Genomic DNA, 16,099 nt, shown 5'->3' with positions numbered 1-16,099 from the left:
TAAATTCGTCCGATCGTTTGTTGGACTAACCATACGAGCGAGGGAGACGCGTATGCCGCAGGCGGTCAGATACGGCGAACACGGCGGGATCGAAGTGCTGCAGCTGGCCGAAGTGCCCCGGCCGGAGCCGGAATCCGGACAGGTGCTCGTGCGGGTCCGGGCCGCGGGGATCAATCCGGGGGAAACGAAGATCCGGGTGGGTGCGCTGGCCGAGCGCTGGCCGTCCACCTTCCCGTCCGGGCAGGGCAGCGACCTGGCCGGAGTGGTGGCCGAACTGGGCCCGGACGTCGAAGAAATCCAGGTGGGGGACGAGGTCGTCGGCTTCGTGCACACCCGCTCCAGCCACGCCGAGTACGTGCTCGTCCCGGCGGAGCATCTCGTCCCGAAGCCGGACGGGCTGCCGTGGGAGGTCGCGGGCGGCTTGTTCGTGGCCGGAACGACCGCGTACGCCGCGGTCGGCGCGGTGTGCCCGCGCGAGGGCGAGACGATCGTCGTGTCCGGAGCCGCCGGAGGGGTCGGCTCGCTCGCCGTGCAACTGGCGAAGCTCACCGGCGCGACCGTCATCGGCATTGCCGGCGAAGCGAACCACGAGTGGTTGCGCGAGCACGAGATCGTCCCGATCGCGTACGGCGAAGGGCTCGAAGAGCGGCTCCGCGAGCTGACTGGCGACCGGGTGGACGCGTTCATCGACACCTACGGCGACGGTTACGTCGAACTGGCCTTGCGTCTCGGCGTCTACCCCGGCCGGATCGACACGGTGGTCGACTTCGACGCCGCGGAGAAGTACCGGGTGAAGACCGAGGGCAATATCGCCGGCGCGAGCGCCGAGGTCATGCGCGACCTCGTTGCCTTGGCGGACAAGGGATTGCTCGAGGTCCCGATCGCCGCGACGTATCCGCTCGCGGAGGTCCAAGCCGCCTACCGGGAGCTGGAACAGGGACACGCGCGCGGAAAGATCGTGCTCACTTTCTGACCATCGCCGCCAGCCCGGCCACGAACGCCTCCAAGGCGAATTCGAGCCGGGCCTGGCTGGTGTCCGCGGTGAAGAATTCCCCGGCCTGCAACAGGTTCGGGAACGCGCTCGCCGGCAGCGACCGCATGTAGTCGGCCATCTGCCGCTCGCGTTCGCTCATTTTCTCCGGGTCGTAATCGCCGAACGTCCAGCCGCTCGCTTCGTAGGCGAATGCCTTGGTGTACGTGCTCAACGCGTCGCCGGCGAACACCGCCTGCCGCAGATCCAGGCCACCCGCGCGCAGCAGCTGAAGCATGATTTCGCCCTGCCGCAACGAATTCGGCGTCACCGGGATCGGCGTCTGCCACGCGACCTTCGCGATGCCCGGATACGCCATCATCGCCCGGATCTGGTGCCGCACCTGTTCTTTGACCTGTTCGGTCCACCGCTGCGGATCCGGTTCGGGGCACGGCACCTCGCTCAGCGCCGCGTCGAGCATCAGCTCGTCCAGTTCCTCTTTGTTGGCCACGTACGCGTAAAGCGACGCGGGCCCGGTCTCCAGCTGCTGCGCGACCCGGCGCATCGAGACGGCGTCGATGCCCTCGGCGGCGAGGATTTCGAGCGCGGTTTTCACGATCAGTTCCTGCGACAGCATCTGCTTCGCGGCGCGCCGGCGCGGGCTCGGCGTCCGGCGCCAGGGCGGGGGCGGTGCGGTCATTCCCGAAGCCTAGACGACCTCCGCGCTTGACGCGAACGGTGTTCGTGAGTACAACTGGACCTCGTACGCGAACGACGTTCGTTAAGGAGTATCAGCATGTCGCAGCGCGAAGAAGTCCTGTCCGTCCTCACCCGCCTCGCCGACGCGTGGAACAGCGGCGACGCCACCGCCTACGGGAACCTGTTCACCGAAGACGCCGATTACGTGACGTTCTTCGGGTTCCGCTCCGAGGGTCGCCAGGCGATCGCGGACTCGCACCGGGAGCTGTTCCAGGGGCCGCTGAAAGGCTCGAAGCTCACCGGCTTCGGCGAACCGCGGGTGCGTTTCCTGCGGGACGACGTCGCGGTCATCGTGACCGGCGGCGGTTCGTCGCTGACCGGAGGCGACGACCCGGCGGCGGAAGGCCGCGAAAGCACGCTGACCTACGTCCTGGTGCGGGGCGACGACGGGTGGCGGATCACCGCGTTCCAGAACACGCGGGTGTCGAAGCCGTGGGAAGCGTGAGGACGATCGTCGAGGTCTCCGGAGTCGTCTCGGCCGCGCCCGCGGAGGTGTTCGCGCGGCTGGAAAAGCGGTTGACCGCGGCGGATTGCTCGATGAAGCTGGAAGCGGATCGCGATCGCCGGTTCCTGGCCGCGCAAGGCGGCTGGTGGTACCGCGGCGAGTACGAGGTCGCCGACGACCCGGCCGGAGCCCGCGTCACGCACCGCGTCCGGAACGCCGCGACCGGGCAGTGGTGGGCGGTGCTGTTGGCGAACCGGTTCTTCCTCGGGTTCCGGGATCGGGTCAGCGCCGGATTCCTGGCGACCCTCGCCGGACTCGGGGACGGCGGCACTGGGCGGAACGGGTGAAGGCGCGTACCGTGGAAGCCGCGACTTAGGTAAACCTTACTGAAACAGGGGTGTTCGATGGCCGAAGGTCCGGCGCGCAAGGGGAGGACCGCGGTGCGGCTGGAGGTGCTGCGCAAGGAGCACCTCACGCCGCACATGATCCGGATCGTGGCCGGCGGCGAGGGGCTCAAGGATTTCCGCCCGAACGAGTTCACCGACGCGTACGTGAAGGTGATCTTCAAGGTGGCCGGGGTGGAGTATCCGGAGCCGTTCGACCTGAACCGGATCCGCGAAGAACTGCCGCGCGAGCACGCTCCGCGGCTGCGCACGTACACCGTCCGCTCGTACGACGAGGCCGCGGGCGAACTGGTGCTCGACTTCGTCGTGCACGGCGACGAGGGGCTCGCCGGGCCGTGGGCGCAGCGCGCACAGCCGGGCGACGAGCTGCTGCTGGCCGGTCCGGGCGGGGCGTACGCGCCGCGCGCCGACGCCGGCTGGCACCTGCTGGTGGGCGACGAATCGGCGGTGCCCGCCATCGCCGCCGCGCTGGAGGCGCTGCCGGCGGGGGCGCGGGCGCACGTGTTCCTGCTCGTGGCGGACAAATCGGAGCACCAGCCGCTCGCGACCAAGGCCGACGCGCAGGTCACGTGGCTGCACCGCTCGGCGTCCGACGATCTGGTCGCCGCGGTGAAGGCGCTGCCGTGGCCGGACGAGGACGTGCACGCGTTCGTCCACGGCGAGGCCGGCTTCGTGCGGGAGCTGCGGCGGTACCTGTTCGACGAGCGCGGCGTCGCGCGGGACGCGGTGTCGGTGTCCGGATACTGGCGCGAGGGCAAGAACGACGAGGCCTGGCGCGAGGAAAAGGCGGCGGAGCGGAAAGCGGCCAGTCCGGCGTAAGGTCGCCGCCATGGCGACCGAGGTGAAGGTGGAGGCCGATCCGGCCGACGCGGGTTTCGACGGGGCACGACTGCAGCGGATCGACCGGCATTTCGCCCGGTACGTCGACGACGGCTTGCTGCCGGGCTTCCTCGCGGTGGTGAGCAGGCACGGCCGGATCGTGCACGTCGCGTCGCACGGCTCGCGCGACGTCGAGGCGGGCGTCCCGGTCGAGACCGACACGATCTGGCGGATCTTCTCGATGACGAAGCCGGTCACCTCGGTGGCGGCGATGACGTTCGTCGAGGAGGGCCTGATCGACCTCACCGACCCGATTTCCCGGTGGCTGCCCGAATTCGCCGAGCCGCGGGTGTACGCGAAAGGTTCGGCGCTGGCTCCGGTCACCGAGCCGGCGACCGAACCGATCCGGCTGTGGCACCTGCTTTCGCACACCGCGGGCCTCACCTACGGCTTCCACCACACGCACCCGGTCGACGCGGTCTACCGGGCAGGCGGGTACGAATGGGGCACGCCGCCCGGGCTGGACCTGGCGGAATGCACCAAGGCATGGGCGCGGTTCCCGCTCGTGTTCCAGCCGGGCGCGGAATGGAACTACTCGGTGGCGAGCGACGTCCTCGGCCGCTTGGTCGAGGTGCTCGCGGGCAAGCCGCTCGACGAGGTGTTCGCCGAGCGGATCTTCCGCCCGCTGGGCATGGAAGACACCGGGTTCTGGACTTCGGACACCGACCGGCTGGCGGCGTTGTACCTGCCCGCGCCGGGAACGAAGAAGCTGGTCCGCAACGACGCCTTCGGCGCGGTGGGCACGTCGCGTCCGACGTGCCTTTCGGGCGGCGGCGGCCTGGTCTCGACGGCGGCGGACTACCACCGCTTCACACAGATGCTGCTGCGCCGCGGCGAACTCGACGGCGTGCGGGTGCTGAGCCCGCGCACGGTGGATCTCATGACGGCCAACCACCTGCCAGGCCATGTGGACCTGGAGGCGTACGGGCGCCCGCTGTTCGCGGAGATGCCTTTCGACGGGTACGGCTTCGGGCTGGGCTTCTCGGTCCTGATCGACTCGGTGAAGGCGAAAACCCTTGCCACGCCCGGCGAATACGCGTGGGGCGGGGCCGCGTCGACGGCGTTCTGGGTGGATCCGGACGAGGACCTGACGGTCGCGTTCTACACGCAGCTGCTGCCGTCGTCGACCCATCCGATCCGGCAGCAGCTGCGGCAGTTGGTGTACCAGGCGATGCTGGACTGATCAGGCGGTCAGCTTAGGGATCACCTGCGCCCCATATGCGGCCATCGTCTCCTCCCGCTCGTCGTGCATCAGGTACAGCGCGAACTGGTCCACCCCCAGCTCCGCCAGTTCCTCCAGCCGCGCGATGTGCGCCGAGGCCGGGCCGAGCAGGCAGAACCGGTCGACGATCTCGTCCGGCACGAACGCGGTCGACGGGTTCCCGGCGCGGCCGTGGTGGGAGTAGTCGTAGCCTTCGCGCTCGCGGATGTAGTCGGTCAGCTCGTGCGGCACCGGGCCGGACGAGCCGTACCGGGCGACCAGGTCCGCGACGTGGTTGCCGACCATTCCGCCGAACCAGCGGAGCTGTTCCCGTTGGTGCGCCAGGTCTTCGCCGACGTACGCCGGGGCCGCGACGCAGATCGTGATCCCACCCGGATCGCGCCCCGCCGCCCGGGCGGCGTCCCGGACCGCGCCGATCGTCCAGCGGGCGATGGCCGGGTCGGCGCATTGCAGGATGAAGCCGTCCGCGTGCTCGCCGACGGTTTGCAGCGCCTTCGGGCCGTACCCGGCCATCCACATTTCCAGCCGTCCGCCGCGAATCCACGGGATCCGGACCGCGGTGTCGTTCATCGTGACCTCGCGGCCCTCGGCGAGATCCTTCACCACGCGCATGCATTCCCGCACGGTGGCCAAAGTGGACGGCGGACGGCCGACCACCCGGTGCGCGGAGTCGCCGCGGCCGATGCCGCACACCGTGCGATTGCCGAACATGTCGTTGAGCGTCGCGAAGGTCGACGCCATCACCGACCAGTCCCGCGTGCCCGGGCTGGTCACCATCGGGCCCACGACCAGCGCGGACGTCGCTTCGAGGATCCGCGAGTAGATCACGAACGGTTCCTGCCACAGCACGCACGAGTCGAACGTCCAGCCGTACCGGAACCCGGCGTCCTCGGCGGCCTTCATCATCCGCACGACCTCCGCCGCGGGCGGGTCGGTCTGCAGCACGATCCCGAAATCCATCAGGTCCTCAATTCAAGTACTGATTGAGTTCGCGGGACAAGAACTTGCCGTGCCCAGGGCTCCCGTGGAAACCGTCCGGAGAGACCACGACACGACCGCGCGACAGGACAGTGTGGACCTTCCCGGTGAGCGAAAACCCTTCGTACGCCGAATAGTCCACGTTCATGTGATGGGTCGCCGCGGACAGCGTCTGCGGCGCGGAAGGGTCGTACACCACGATGTCCGCGTCCGAACCCGCCGCGATCACACCCTTGCGCGGGTACAGCCCGAACATCCGCGCGGGCGTCGCCGAGCACGTCTCGACCCAGCGGCCCAGCGAGATCTCGCCCGCGACCACACCCTGGTGCAGCAGGTCCATCCGGTGTTCGACGCCCGGCATCCCGTTCGGGATCGCCCGGAAATCGCCGCGCCCCAGCTCTTTCTGGTCCTTGAAGCAGAACGGGCAATGGTCGGTGGACACCACGGAGAGGTCGTTCGTGCGCAGCCCGCGCCACAGGTCCGCCTGGTGCGATTTCTCCCGCAGCGGCGGCGAAGCGACGAACTTGGCGCCCTCGAAATCGGGTTTCGCCAGGTCCTCAATGGACAGATAGAGATACTGCGGACAGGTTTCGGCGAAGACGTTCTGCCCGTTGTCCCGCGCCTCGGCGACCGCGGCGAGCGCCTGTGCGGCCGACAAATGCACGATGTACAGCGGGGATCCGGTCACCTGGGCGAGCCGGATCGCTCGCGAGGTCGCCTCGCCTTCCAGTTCGGGCGGCCGGGTCAGGCCGTGCTGCACCGGGTCGGTGTGCCCGGCGGCGACCGCCTGCGCGGCCAGTTCGTCGATCGCGATGCCGTTTTCCGCGTGCATCATGATCGTCGCGCCGATCTCGCGCGCCTGCTGCATGGCGCGCAGGATTTCCCCGTCGGTGGAATAGAAAACGCCGGGGTAGGCCATGAACATCTTGAAACTGCCGACCCCGCCGTCGACGCACGCCCGCATTTCCTTGAGCGAGGAGTCGTTGACGTCCGACACGATCATGTGGAACCCGTAGTCGATCGCGCAGTTGCCGTCCGCTTTGGCATGCCATTTGTCCAGTGTGGACAGCAGGGACGTGCCTTTGGCCTGCACGGCGAAGTCGATGATCGTCGTGGTCCCGCCCCACGCGGCGGCGATGGTGCCGGTCTCGAAGGAATCGGCCGAATGCGTGCCGCCGAACGGCATTTCCATGTGCGTGTGCGCGTCGATCCCGCCGGGCAGCACGTACTTGCCGGTCGCGTCGATCGTTTCGTCGCCGGTCAGCGTGCCGGGCGCGCCGACCGCCGCGATGGTTTCGCCGTCCACCAGCACGTCGGCGGCGACCGCGCCGGACGGCGAAACGACTTGCCCGCCTTGGATGAGGGTGGTCATCAGGCCTCCGCGAGCGGGCCGTAGCTGTCCGGGCGGCGGTCGCGGTAGAACTGCCACAGATCGCGGACCTCGGCGAGCCGCCCCATGTCGAGGTCGCGGACCACGATCTCCTCTTCGGTGTCTGAAGCCGCCTCGCCGACGAGCTGGCCTCGTGGGTCCACAAAGTACGACTGGCCGTAGAAGTCGTTGTCGCCCAGCGGTTCCACGCCGACCCGGTTGATCGTGCCCACGTAGTACTCGTTCGCCACCGCGGCCGCCGGCTGCTCCAGCCGCCACAGGTACTCCGACAGGCCGCGGCTCGTCGCCGACGGGTTGAACACGATCTGCGCCCCGGCCAGCCCGAGCGCGCGCCAGCCTTCGGGGAAGTGCCGTTCGTAGCAGATGTACACGCCGATCCGGCCGACCGCGGTGTCGAAGACCGGGTAGCCGAGGTTGCCCGGCTTGAAGTAGAACTTCTCCCAGAAGCCCTTCACCTGCGGAATGTGGTTCTTGCGGTGCATTCCGAGGTATTTCCCGTCGGCGTCGATCACCGCCGCGGTGTTGTAGTAGACGCCCGGCTGTTCCTGTTCGTACATCGGCACCACGAGCACCACGCCGTGCCGCTCGGCGACCTCCTGCATGAGCTTCGTGGTGGGGCCGTCCGGGATCGCTTCGGTGTAGGAATAGAAATCCGCGTCCTGCACCTGGCAGAAATACGGGCCGTAGAACAGTTCCTGAAGGCACACCACCTGTGCGCCTTGCGAAGCCGCCTTGCCGATGGCGTCGACCGCGTTCGCGATCATCGACTCCTTGTCACCCGTCCACCGCTGCTGGATCAAGCCGGCTCGGACCGTGTCAGACACTGGTTTCCTCCTCGTTCCGGTGCGCGTTCAAAGGAAGGCTGAACAGGACGTAGGCGACGAACGCGCCGACGAATCCCATTGCCCAGTTGTAGTCGTACAAAGGTTTCAGGAACGGAATGAGCCCGTCCGCCGGGAACGGACCGCCGTAGGCGCCGCCGACCGCGAGCACCGCGCCGATCAGCGTCGCGACGAGCGCGCGCCAATGCCAGCCCGCGGTGAACCAGTACTGCCCGCTCGGCAGGTACAGGTCGGCCAGCTTCAACCTGGTCCGCTTGACCACCCAGTATCCGGCGACGAGCACCCCGGCGACCGCGCCGAGCAGGCCGCCGTAGAAGCCGAGCCAGGCGAAAATGTAGATGTCCGGGTCGGAGTAGAGCCGCCACGGCTGGATCAGGACGCCGATCACGCCGGTGATCAGGCCGCCGAGCGCGAAGGTGATCCGCTTCGGGAAGGCGTTGGAGAAATCGTAGGACGGGCTGACGACGTTCGCCGCCAGGTTGGCCGAAATCGTCGCCAGCACCAGCGCGACCAGCGCGACGACCACCACGACCGGGCTGGAGAACTTGTCCGCCAGCTGCGCCGGGTCCCAGATGTCCTGCCCGTAGAGCACGTGCCCGCCGGACGTGGTGAGGATGGCGACGATCGCGATGAACGTCATCGTCGTCGGCAGCCCGAGGATCTGGCCGCGCATCTGCTTGCGCTGGCTGCCGCCGAAGCGGGTGAAGTCCGGCATGTTCAGTGACAGCGTCGACCAGAACGCGATCATCGCCATCAGCGACGGCGCGAACACCTTCCAGAATCCCGGCCCCCAGCCGAGCTTCCCGCTGTCGTGCAGGATCGGGCCGAGCCCGCCCGCCTTCACCAGCACGTAGCCGAGCAGGATCAGGAACCCGACCGACACCAGCGGCGCGGTCCAGTTCTCGAACTTGCGGACCGCCTCCATGCCGCGCCAGATGATCAGCATCTGCAGCAGCCAGAACACCGCGAACGACAGCCACATCGTCCAGTGCTGCCCGGCGATCACCGCCGAATCGCGCCAGCCGGACCCGGCGAGCCGCCCGACGATCACGTAGATCGCCTCGCCGCCCACCCAGGTCTGGATGCCGAACCAGCCGCAGGCGATGAACGCGCGCAGCAGCGCGGCGAGGTTCGCGCCGCGCAGGCCGTAGAACGCGCGGGCGAACACCGGGAACGGGATGCCGTATTTGGTGCCGGCGTGGCTGTTGAGCAGCATCGGCGCGAGCACGATCAGGTTGCCGATGGTGATCGTGATCAGCGCCTGCAGCCAGTTCATGCCGAGCGCGATGAGCGACGCGGCCAGTGCGTACGAGGGGATGTTGTGCGCCATCCCCATCCAGAGCGCGAAATAGTTGTAGGTCGTCCAGGTCCGCTTCTCGACCGGGACCGGGGCCAGTTCGTCGTTGAAGAACCGGCTGCCTCGCAGCGCCCGCACGTCGCCGAGGTCCACCCGGCTGTGCTCACGTGTCGTCGGCTCCATTGCGGAATCCTGCGCGCCGGGCGGGGGCCGGGGGCAGAGACAGACTGTTCACTGTTCGGCCGCCCTTGGCGCAGTCTGTCGATTGCGCCGAACCGCGCCGGGATGCATGACGTAGGTCACAACCTGCTCGTGACGTCCGGGCAAAACGGCGGAAACATCTCCACCGGATCTCCACATCTCACCCGGATGGCCTCCACGGGGATTGCTTAAAGTCGGCGGCATGGACAACGGGGGAAGACGGGTGCTGGTCGTCGAGGACGACCTCACCATCGCCGCGTCGATCGATGCCCGGCTGAGCGCGGAAGGGTTCTCCGTGACGGTCGCGCACGACGGCCCCGCGGCGGTCGACGCGGAGGCGGCGACCAGTCCCGACCTGGTGGTTCTCGACGTGATGCTGCCCGGTTTCGACGGTCTCGAGGTGTGCCGCCGGATCCAGGCGCGCCGTCCGGTGCCGGTGCTCATGCTCACCGCGCGCGCCGACGAGACCGACCTGCTGGTGGGGCTCGGCGTCGGCGCGGACGACTACCTCACGAAGCCGTTCTCGATGCGCGTGCTGTCCGCGCGGATCCAGGCGCTGCTGCGGCGGGTGGAGCGGTCCTCGGCGGCGGCGGAGGAACGGATCGTGCTGGGGGATCTGGAGATCGACATCGCGGAACGGCGGGTTCGCCGAGGGGGCGAACCCGCCCAGCTGACGCCGATCGAATTCGACCTCCTGGTGCATTTCGCGCGCCGTCCGCGCGCGGTGCAGCCGAGGGAACGGCTGCTGAGCGAGGTATGGGACTGGGACGTGCAGGCGACCGGAGCCGGCACCCGGGCGGTGGACAGCCACATCAAGGCGCTGCGGCGGAAGCTCGGGGCCGACCTGATCCGGACGGTGCACGGGGTCGGGTACGCGCTGGAGGTCCCCGCGTGAAGCCGTTTGTCGCGAAGGCCGTCGATTTCCTGCCGAGACCGCTGGACCGGATCCGGTCGATCAAGCTGAAACTGGCGATCCTGATGGTCGCGTCCGGCGGGATCGCGTTCGCGTTCTTCCGCTACCAGATCGGCTGGCTGCCGCCGCGGACGACAGTGACCGCGGTGGTGATCGCGCTGCTGACGTCGCAGATCCTGGCGCACGGCATGACCAGGCCGCTGCGCGAGATGACGGCGGCCGCGCGGGCGATGGCGAAGGGCGATTACACGCGCCGGATCCGCGCCACCGCCCGCGACGAGGTCGGCTCGCTGGCCGCGGCGTTCAACCAGATGGCCGCCGACCTGTCCACCGCGGACCGGCAGCGCCGCGAACTGGTCGCGAACGTGTCGCACGAGCTTCGGACGCCGATCACCGCGCTGAACGCCGTGCTGGAGAACCTCGTGGACGGCGTCGCTTCGCCGGATCCCGCGACGCTCCGCACGGCGTTGCACCAGACCGAACGCTTGGGGCGGCTGGTCACCGAACTGCTGGACCTGTCGCAGATCGACGCCGGAACCCTGCCGCTGGACCGCTCGCAGGTCGACCTCGAAGACCTGCTCGCCGAGGTCGCCGCGGAGGCGGAAGCGATGGCCGCGGCGGCAGGCCGGGGAGTCCGGTTCGCGATCTCGGTGTCCCCGTCCGGCGCGACGGTGCCCGCCGACCGGGAACGGATCTACCAGGTGGTGCTGAACCTGCTGGAGAACGCCGCGCGGCACGGCCCGGCCGGGGGAGAGGTGGCGGTGCTGGCGCGGGTCGAGCTCGGGGAGGCGCGGATCGAGGTGCACGACCAAGGGCCGGGGATTCCGGAAGCCGACCGGGAGCGGGTGTTCGAACGGTTCACCCGGGGAGAACGCGCTGGTGGCGGCGGGACCGGGCTGGGCTTGGCGATCGCGCGGTGGGTGGTGGAACTGCACGGGGGGACCGTCGCGGTGGTCGATCCGGAGCCGGTGGGTCCTGCTGCTGGCGGCGGGCCCGGATGCCGGATCCGGGTGACTCTGCCCGCCTGAGCTGCGGGCCGCGCTCCCGTTGAGGTGCGTGAGGGTGGCCCGCACGGAATCTGATTCCCGCAGGGTTCCCCTCACGTACCGCCGAGGCGCGCGCCTATCGGCAGGTGAGAATCCGCGCTCGCCGCACGCACTGTGATTTGCTATCGCGAAGAGAGGTTCCATGTCCGAGCAGGTCCAGAATCACCCCGCGCATGCCGTTCCGCCGTGGGTAGTGCGCATCGTCCGGCAGCCGGGGCCGAGGCCGTTGTTCGAGCGGGCCGAAGCCGCGGTGCCCGTCGGGGCGAAGGTGGCCGCGCTGGCAGTCGCGGTCGTGGCGGCGGTCGTCGTGCCGGTGGACCGGCCCGGGATTGGCTGGGTCCTGGCGTTGCTGGTCGCGGCCGTGGTGCTCTTGGCGTGCGCGCGGCTGTCCGGGACAGGAGAAGGAAAAGCGAGGCGTTGGGAGCAGGCCGGTTGGGCACTGCTGGCGATCGCGCTGCTCGCGGTGGGAGCCCTGCGCGCGGCCGAATGGTTGTTCGTCTTGTGCGGGCTCGCGGCGGCAGTCGCGGCGTCGCTTGCCGTCGTCGGGAAGCGGACTGTGCACGGCACGACGTACGACGTGCTCGCCGTCCCGCTCGAAGCGTTCCGCGCGGTGCCGTGGCTGCTGCGCCGGAGTCCCCGGTCCGGTCGGCGACAGGGACGGACCCTTGGCGCGGTTCTGCTGTCCGGGCTGGTCCTGGTGGTGTTCTTGCCGTTGCTGATCACCTCGGACCCTCGCTTCGCGGAGTTCGTCGGCGGCCTCGTCCCGGAGGTGCGTCCCGGCTCGGCCGTCCAAGCCGCGCTGGTGTTCGGAGTGGGTTTCGCGGCGATGGCAGCCGTCTTCCTGATCTCCGCGGATCCCTTGCCCGCAAGGGAAAACCGGACGACCACGGTCGGAGACCGGCTGTCCTGGACGTCCTTGCTGGGCACCTTGTCGGTGCTGTTCACCGCGTACGTCGGGGTGCAAGCGGCGGCCCTTTTCGGCGGCACGGACTACGTCCTCCGCACCGACGGCCTCACCTCGGCGGACTACGCCCGCGGCGGTTTCTGGCAACTCTGCGCCTGCACCGTGCTGACCCTCGGCATCGTCGCCGCGGCCCTGCGCTGGGCCCCGAAAGCCACCCGCGCCGACCGGACGGTGCTGCGGGCACTGCTCGGCGCGCTCACCGTGCTGAGCCTGGTCGTGGTGCTGTCCGCGTTGAGTCGCATGTGGACCTACCAGCAGGCCTACGGATTCACCGTGCTGCGGCTGCTGGTGGAGGTGTGCGAAATTTGGCTGGGCGTGGTGTTCGTCCTGATCGGAGCGACGCTGGGCACGCTCCGCGCGGGCTGGCTGCCCCGCGCGGCGATCGCGACTGCTGCCGTGGCGCTGCTGGGATTGGCCGCGGCGAACCCGGAAGCGGCGATCACGACCGCCAACCTGGACCGGGCGGCGCAGGGCAAGCCGCTCGACCTCCGCTACCTGCGCCAGTTCTCCGCCGACGTGGCCCCGGTCGTGGCGGAACGCCGTCCCGACGCGGCGTGCCTGCTGCGCCCGATCGCCCGTGCGCTGCCCGACGATTCTTGGCCTGCCTGGAACCTGAGCCGTTCCCAGGCCCGGGAGATCCTCCGGGCCCAGGCCCCGTGCGAATGACGGGTCAGCTCCGGGGCACCGTCAGCCGCCAGTCGACCAGGGGGTTCTCGTCGGGGTTTTCGGCATCCGGGAGGTGCTCGGAGCGGCGCACCGCGCAGCGATGGCGCACCAGGTCGCGGCGCTCCGCCGGGGTCAGGTCCGCGTCTCCGAACGGGCTTTCCCCGTCGATGTCCGCGTTCGCGTCGACGTTGAACCGGTAGGCGTCCGCGGTCAGGTAGTCGCGGCGGAAATCGGTCTTCCACTGCGAATTGCGCCCCCAGCCGAGCGATCCGTCGCTGGTCGCCCGATGGCGGCGGAGGAACGAATCCTCCAGCGCCGACCGGTCCGCGATCCCCGCTGTCGCATGCCGTTCCCCGGCCCGCACGACGACCCCGGCCCGGCCGAACAGCAGTTCGCCGAGCATGAGGCACGGCCACTGTTCGCCGACGAGCTCGATCGGCTCGTCCGGTTCGTCGCTCTGGTCGACGGCCGCGATCTCGTGGAAAAACGGATCGAACCGGGCGACTTCCACCCGTCGCATGCCCAGCGCGGAGAAAAAGCCGACGTACTCGTCCGCGGTGACGCGCACTTCGTGGTCGGGCAGGTGCAATCGGTGCGCCCACGGCGTTGCGGCTCCGTCCGGGAGGCTGGACTGGAAGCCCAGCAGCAGGAGATCGCTGATCCGGTGGAGCGCATACGCTTGCTCGAGCAGATCGCCCCAGACGTATTCCGTCCGCTGCCATTCTCCGCAGACCGCCAGCGGGGCCAGCATCTCGCGCGCGTCGGCGGCATGCTCGCCGAGCCACGGGGTCAGCACGTCGGAGAACACTGCCGAGCCGGTGTATTCGTGCACCGCGAAGTACAGCTCGCGCAGGGTCGTCGGGGTCATCACGACGACGCAGCCTACGGAGGACAGTGTCGGCGTCCCACCGAATTTCCCGCCGCGGCAACCGATTCCGGGGTCGCCGGAACCGATCGCCGCGGCCAGGACCTACAGCGCGAAGACCCCGTTCGACTGGCTGTCCGCCGCGCACTTGTTCGGGTACGTCGCCCGGTACGTGACCCGGGTGCCGTGCCAGCTGCCCAGCGCGGTGACGTCCACGGGGGAGTAGATCATCGTGCACTTCTGCCGGTGCGGCGTGATGCGGGCGAAATCGCCGTCGACCGCGGCGAGGGTCGCGCAGGCGGTGTCGCGGTGGCGGTGCGTGCCGCCGGTGGGGTCGCAGGTGAGGGACGCGCTCGTGACGCGCCCGGAGGTCTCGTGCACGGTCAGCTGCAGCACGGACTCCGGGACGTGCGGTGCGGCCAGGCCGCCGAACCCGATCAAGGCCGCTGCGACCGGAGCGAAGGAAGAGAACACCATAAGAGGGATATCGGCACCGCGAACCCGATCACTGTGCTCCTCGTCCGGGTGGGTTTTCCTCGCTCGGACGGGTGGCGGCGCCGAGGTCGTGCGCGAGCAATGCCACGTACAGCGACAACATCGACTCCGGATCTTCCAGTCGCACTCCCAGCACCTGTTCGATGCGGGCGAGTTGCTGGTAGTACGCCGTCCGCGAGGTGTGGGCGGCGACGGCCGCGGCGGACTTGTTGCCGCCGTGTGCGCAGTAGTGCCGCAGAGCCGGGACAAGGCGACTGCCCGACGCAGCGTCGCGTTCGAGGAGCGGGCCCAGCTCTCGCGCGGCGAAGGCGTGTACGCGCTCGTCGTCGGCGAGAAGGTGCAGGAGGCCGCGTAGTCGAACGTCCTTGAGACGGTGCAACGGTTGTCCGTCATCTTCGTCGAGCGCGGCGGCAGCGACGTGCGCGGCTTCGACCAAAGTGCGTTGTGCCTCAGCGGGTCCGGTGACAGTCGTGCCTACGCCGAGCGCGGCCGGCGCGGAAGCGCGCGCGTCGTGGATGTCGGTGGCTAGGCGCTGAAGGACGGCGTCCGCGTTGGCTTCCGGCGAGAGCGCGAGAAGCGCGCGTACGGCAGTCTCGTCCGTCGAAACCAGCGCGGACACCTTCGCCCGGCGTGTGGCGAGCGCGGTCGCTTCGGCTAGCTCGCGCAACAGTGGCGGCGTAGACAGCGTCGGGCGCGTAGTCGCGGTGATGCGTGGCCGTACCGCCAGGCCGACCAGCTGTCGTCCAGTCAGCGGCACGGCGAGCGCAGAAGAGCGCGCGAGGATCTCCGCGGTCGGCGCGGGCGAATTCAGCAGCTCGGTCAACACCGCGCGGTGCGCTTGCCGTTCGAGGGTGTCGGAGTCGCGCGCGACCAGACGATGCACCGCGAGCGCGGACGCGGCTCGTTCGGCGACCACCTGGTACCGATGCGGTGGCGGCTCAGCGCACACGAGCACTAGCCGACCCCAGTCGTGGCCGCGCGCGCCGACCACAGTGACCAGCCAGCCCGCCGCCGAGTGGTACCCGGTGCGCTCGCCGACCTGCACCACTCGCGACCGCGCTGGCCAGCCGATCAGCAATTCACCCGGATCCGTGCCCGCCGTGTCGTAGGCGAGGACTTCGTGTTCCAGCGTCTCCAGCACGACCGGCTGCTCGGTCAGCCGCGCCACCTCGGCCAGCACCGCGGCGGGCTCAGCTCCCGCGACGGTCAGCGACGTGAACGTCTCGTGCACCCGCTCCGCCGCCCGCAGCTCGGCGAGCTGCGCGTCCACGATCATCCCGTTCACTGCCTCGGTCACCGCGACGTAGCGCGTCTCGCGAGACAGCGTCACGAGCGGCAATCCGCGCTGCTCAGCCGCCGTGACCAGGGCACGCGGCAGCCGGTCGTTCCAGTGCCGCACCAGCTCGACCACCAGGCCCGCGACGCCCACCTCGGCGAGATCGGCGACGTACCGGGTCAGCGTCGCGTCGTCGTCCGGGAGCGCGACCCCCGTGGTGAGCACGAGCTCTCCGCCGCGCAGCAGATGCGCGATGTCGGCGACCTCGGCCGCGTGCGCCCAGCGCACCCGCCGTTCGAGCCCGGTGCTGCCCGCGACCACGCGCGGACACCCTTGGCGCAGCACCGGCAACGCGAGCGCCTCGGAGACGGTCGGGTACATCGGTCCCCCTTGCTGGCCGGCAGGGCACAGACTGTACGGCGGAGAGGGGTAGTCCGTACACGTTGTCGATGGCGGACCCGCCCGTCTCGCCCGGAGACTCGGGGGC

The 16,099-nt window shown here is 69.5% G+C and carries 16 protein-coding genes; 8 read left to right on the top strand and 8 right to left on the bottom strand.

Going from position 1 to position 16,099, the window contains the following annotated elements:
- Positions 1 to 52 precede the first annotated feature (52 nt).
- Positions 53 to 973, top strand: coding sequence for an NADP-dependent oxidoreductase (locus tag PUT80_RS31930; RefSeq protein ID WP_275294395.1), 921 nt, complete (start codon positions 53 to 55; stop codon positions 971 to 973).
- On the opposite strand, the gene PUT80_RS31925 is transcribed toward PUT80_RS31930, so the two are convergent.
- Positions 963 to 1,670: a TetR/AcrR family transcriptional regulator gene (locus tag PUT80_RS31925; RefSeq protein WP_107051056.1), complete on the bottom strand. Its 708-nt coding sequence runs from the start codon at positions 1,668 to 1,670 to the stop codon at positions 963 to 965. The two genes, PUT80_RS31930 and PUT80_RS31925, sit on opposite strands and share 11 nt — an antisense overlap.
- Positions 1,671 to 1,766: 96 nt before the next feature.
- Between PUT80_RS31925 and PUT80_RS31920 the strand changes: the two genes are divergently transcribed.
- From PUT80_RS31920 to PUT80_RS31905, 4 genes are read left to right on the top strand one after another with little or no spacing between them, the layout of a single operon-like run.
- On the top strand, positions 1,767 to 2,174 hold the full coding sequence (locus PUT80_RS31920; RefSeq protein WP_043837374.1) for an SgcJ/EcaC family oxidoreductase: 408 nt from the start codon (positions 1,767 to 1,769) through the stop codon (positions 2,172 to 2,174).
- On the top strand, positions 2,171 to 2,521 hold the full coding sequence (locus PUT80_RS31915; protein ID WP_275294394.1) for a hypothetical protein: 351 nt from the start codon (positions 2,171 to 2,173) through the stop codon (positions 2,519 to 2,521). Before PUT80_RS31920 ends, PUT80_RS31915 begins: the two co-directional genes overlap by 4 nt.
- A 57-nt stretch (positions 2,522 to 2,578) precedes the next feature.
- The gene (locus tag PUT80_RS31910; protein WP_275294393.1) at positions 2,579 to 3,397 is read left to right on the top strand and encodes a siderophore-interacting protein; all 819 of its coding nucleotides are present in this window, start codon (positions 2,579 to 2,581) and stop codon (positions 3,395 to 3,397) included.
- Positions 3,398 to 3,407: 10 nt separating this feature from the next.
- Positions 3,408 to 4,640, top strand: coding sequence for a serine hydrolase domain-containing protein (locus tag PUT80_RS31905; protein ID WP_037813652.1), 1,233 nt, complete (start codon positions 3,408 to 3,410; stop codon positions 4,638 to 4,640).
- Here PUT80_RS31905 and PUT80_RS31900 read toward each other — a convergent pair whose 3' ends face one another.
- The 4 genes from PUT80_RS31900 to PUT80_RS31885 are packed head-to-tail and all read right to left on the bottom strand — an operon-like array spanning position 4,641 to position 9,369.
- A complete protein-coding gene (locus PUT80_RS31900; protein WP_275294392.1) occupies positions 4,641 to 5,639 on the bottom strand; it encodes a TIGR03842 family LLM class F420-dependent oxidoreductase in 999 nt (332 codons plus the stop codon).
- A 7-nt stretch (positions 5,640 to 5,646) separates the two neighbouring features.
- Positions 5,647 to 7,029, bottom strand: coding sequence for a dihydropyrimidinase (hydA, locus tag PUT80_RS31895; RefSeq protein ID WP_238605188.1), 1,383 nt, complete (start codon positions 7,027 to 7,029; stop codon positions 5,647 to 5,649).
- The gene (locus PUT80_RS31890; protein ID WP_037813646.1) at positions 7,029 to 7,871 is read right to left on the bottom strand and encodes a nitrilase-related carbon-nitrogen hydrolase; all 843 of its coding nucleotides are present in this window, start codon (positions 7,869 to 7,871) and stop codon (positions 7,029 to 7,031) included. The genes hydA and PUT80_RS31890 overlap by 1 nt, the downstream gene beginning before the upstream one ends.
- Positions 7,864 to 9,369 (bottom strand): NCS1 family nucleobase:cation symporter-1, encoded by a 1,506-nt coding sequence (locus PUT80_RS31885; protein ID WP_275294391.1) that lies wholly within the window; start codon positions 9,367 to 9,369, stop codon positions 7,864 to 7,866. Before PUT80_RS31885 ends, PUT80_RS31890 begins: the two co-directional genes overlap by 8 nt.
- A 241-nt stretch (positions 9,370 to 9,610) precedes the next feature.
- On the opposite strand from PUT80_RS31885, the gene PUT80_RS31880 reads away from it, so the two are divergent.
- The 3 genes from PUT80_RS31880 (at position 9,611) to PUT80_RS31870 (ending at position 12,976) form a co-directional block, all read left to right on the top strand.
- A complete protein-coding gene (locus PUT80_RS31880) occupies positions 9,611 to 10,282 on the top strand; it encodes a response regulator transcription factor (RefSeq protein ID WP_037813644.1) in 672 nt (223 codons plus the stop codon).
- Positions 10,279 to 11,328 carry a HAMP domain-containing sensor histidine kinase gene (locus PUT80_RS31875; RefSeq protein WP_275294390.1) on the top strand — a complete coding sequence of 350 codons (1,050 nt, stop codon included), beginning with the start codon at positions 10,279 to 10,281 and terminating at the stop codon, positions 11,326 to 11,328. The genes PUT80_RS31880 and PUT80_RS31875 overlap by 4 nt, the downstream gene beginning before the upstream one ends.
- Positions 11,329 to 11,488: 160 nt before the next feature.
- Positions 11,489 to 12,976: a DUF4173 domain-containing protein gene (locus PUT80_RS31870; RefSeq protein WP_275294389.1), complete on the top strand. Its 1,488-nt coding sequence runs from the start codon at positions 11,489 to 11,491 to the stop codon at positions 12,974 to 12,976.
- Positions 12,977 to 12,980: 4 nt separating this feature from the next.
- Here the strand turns inward: PUT80_RS31870 and PUT80_RS31865 are convergent, their stop codons facing one another.
- From PUT80_RS31865 to PUT80_RS31855, 3 genes are all read right to left on the bottom strand, one after another.
- Complete coding sequence (locus PUT80_RS31865) at positions 12,981 to 13,844, bottom strand: hypothetical protein (RefSeq protein WP_275294388.1); 864 nt, start codon at positions 13,842 to 13,844, stop codon at positions 12,981 to 12,983.
- A 102-nt stretch (positions 13,845 to 13,946) separates the two neighbouring features.
- Complete coding sequence (locus tag PUT80_RS31860; RefSeq protein WP_134733024.1) at positions 13,947 to 14,318, bottom strand: SSI family serine proteinase inhibitor; 372 nt, start codon at positions 14,316 to 14,318, stop codon at positions 13,947 to 13,949.
- A 28-nt stretch (positions 14,319 to 14,346) separates the two neighbouring features.
- Positions 14,347 to 15,993 (bottom strand): PucR family transcriptional regulator, encoded by a 1,647-nt coding sequence (locus PUT80_RS31855; protein WP_037813626.1) that lies wholly within the window; start codon positions 15,991 to 15,993, stop codon positions 14,347 to 14,349.
- Between the last annotated feature and the right edge of the window lie 106 nt (positions 15,994 to 16,099).

Source organism: Amycolatopsis sp. La24, assembly GCF_029087445.1.
Lineage (GTDB): Bacteria > Actinomycetota > Actinomycetes > Mycobacteriales > Pseudonocardiaceae > Amycolatopsis > Amycolatopsis nivea.
The sequence above is the reverse complement of the archived record's forward strand: the minus strand, read 5'-3'. Positions and strand labels throughout refer to the sequence as shown.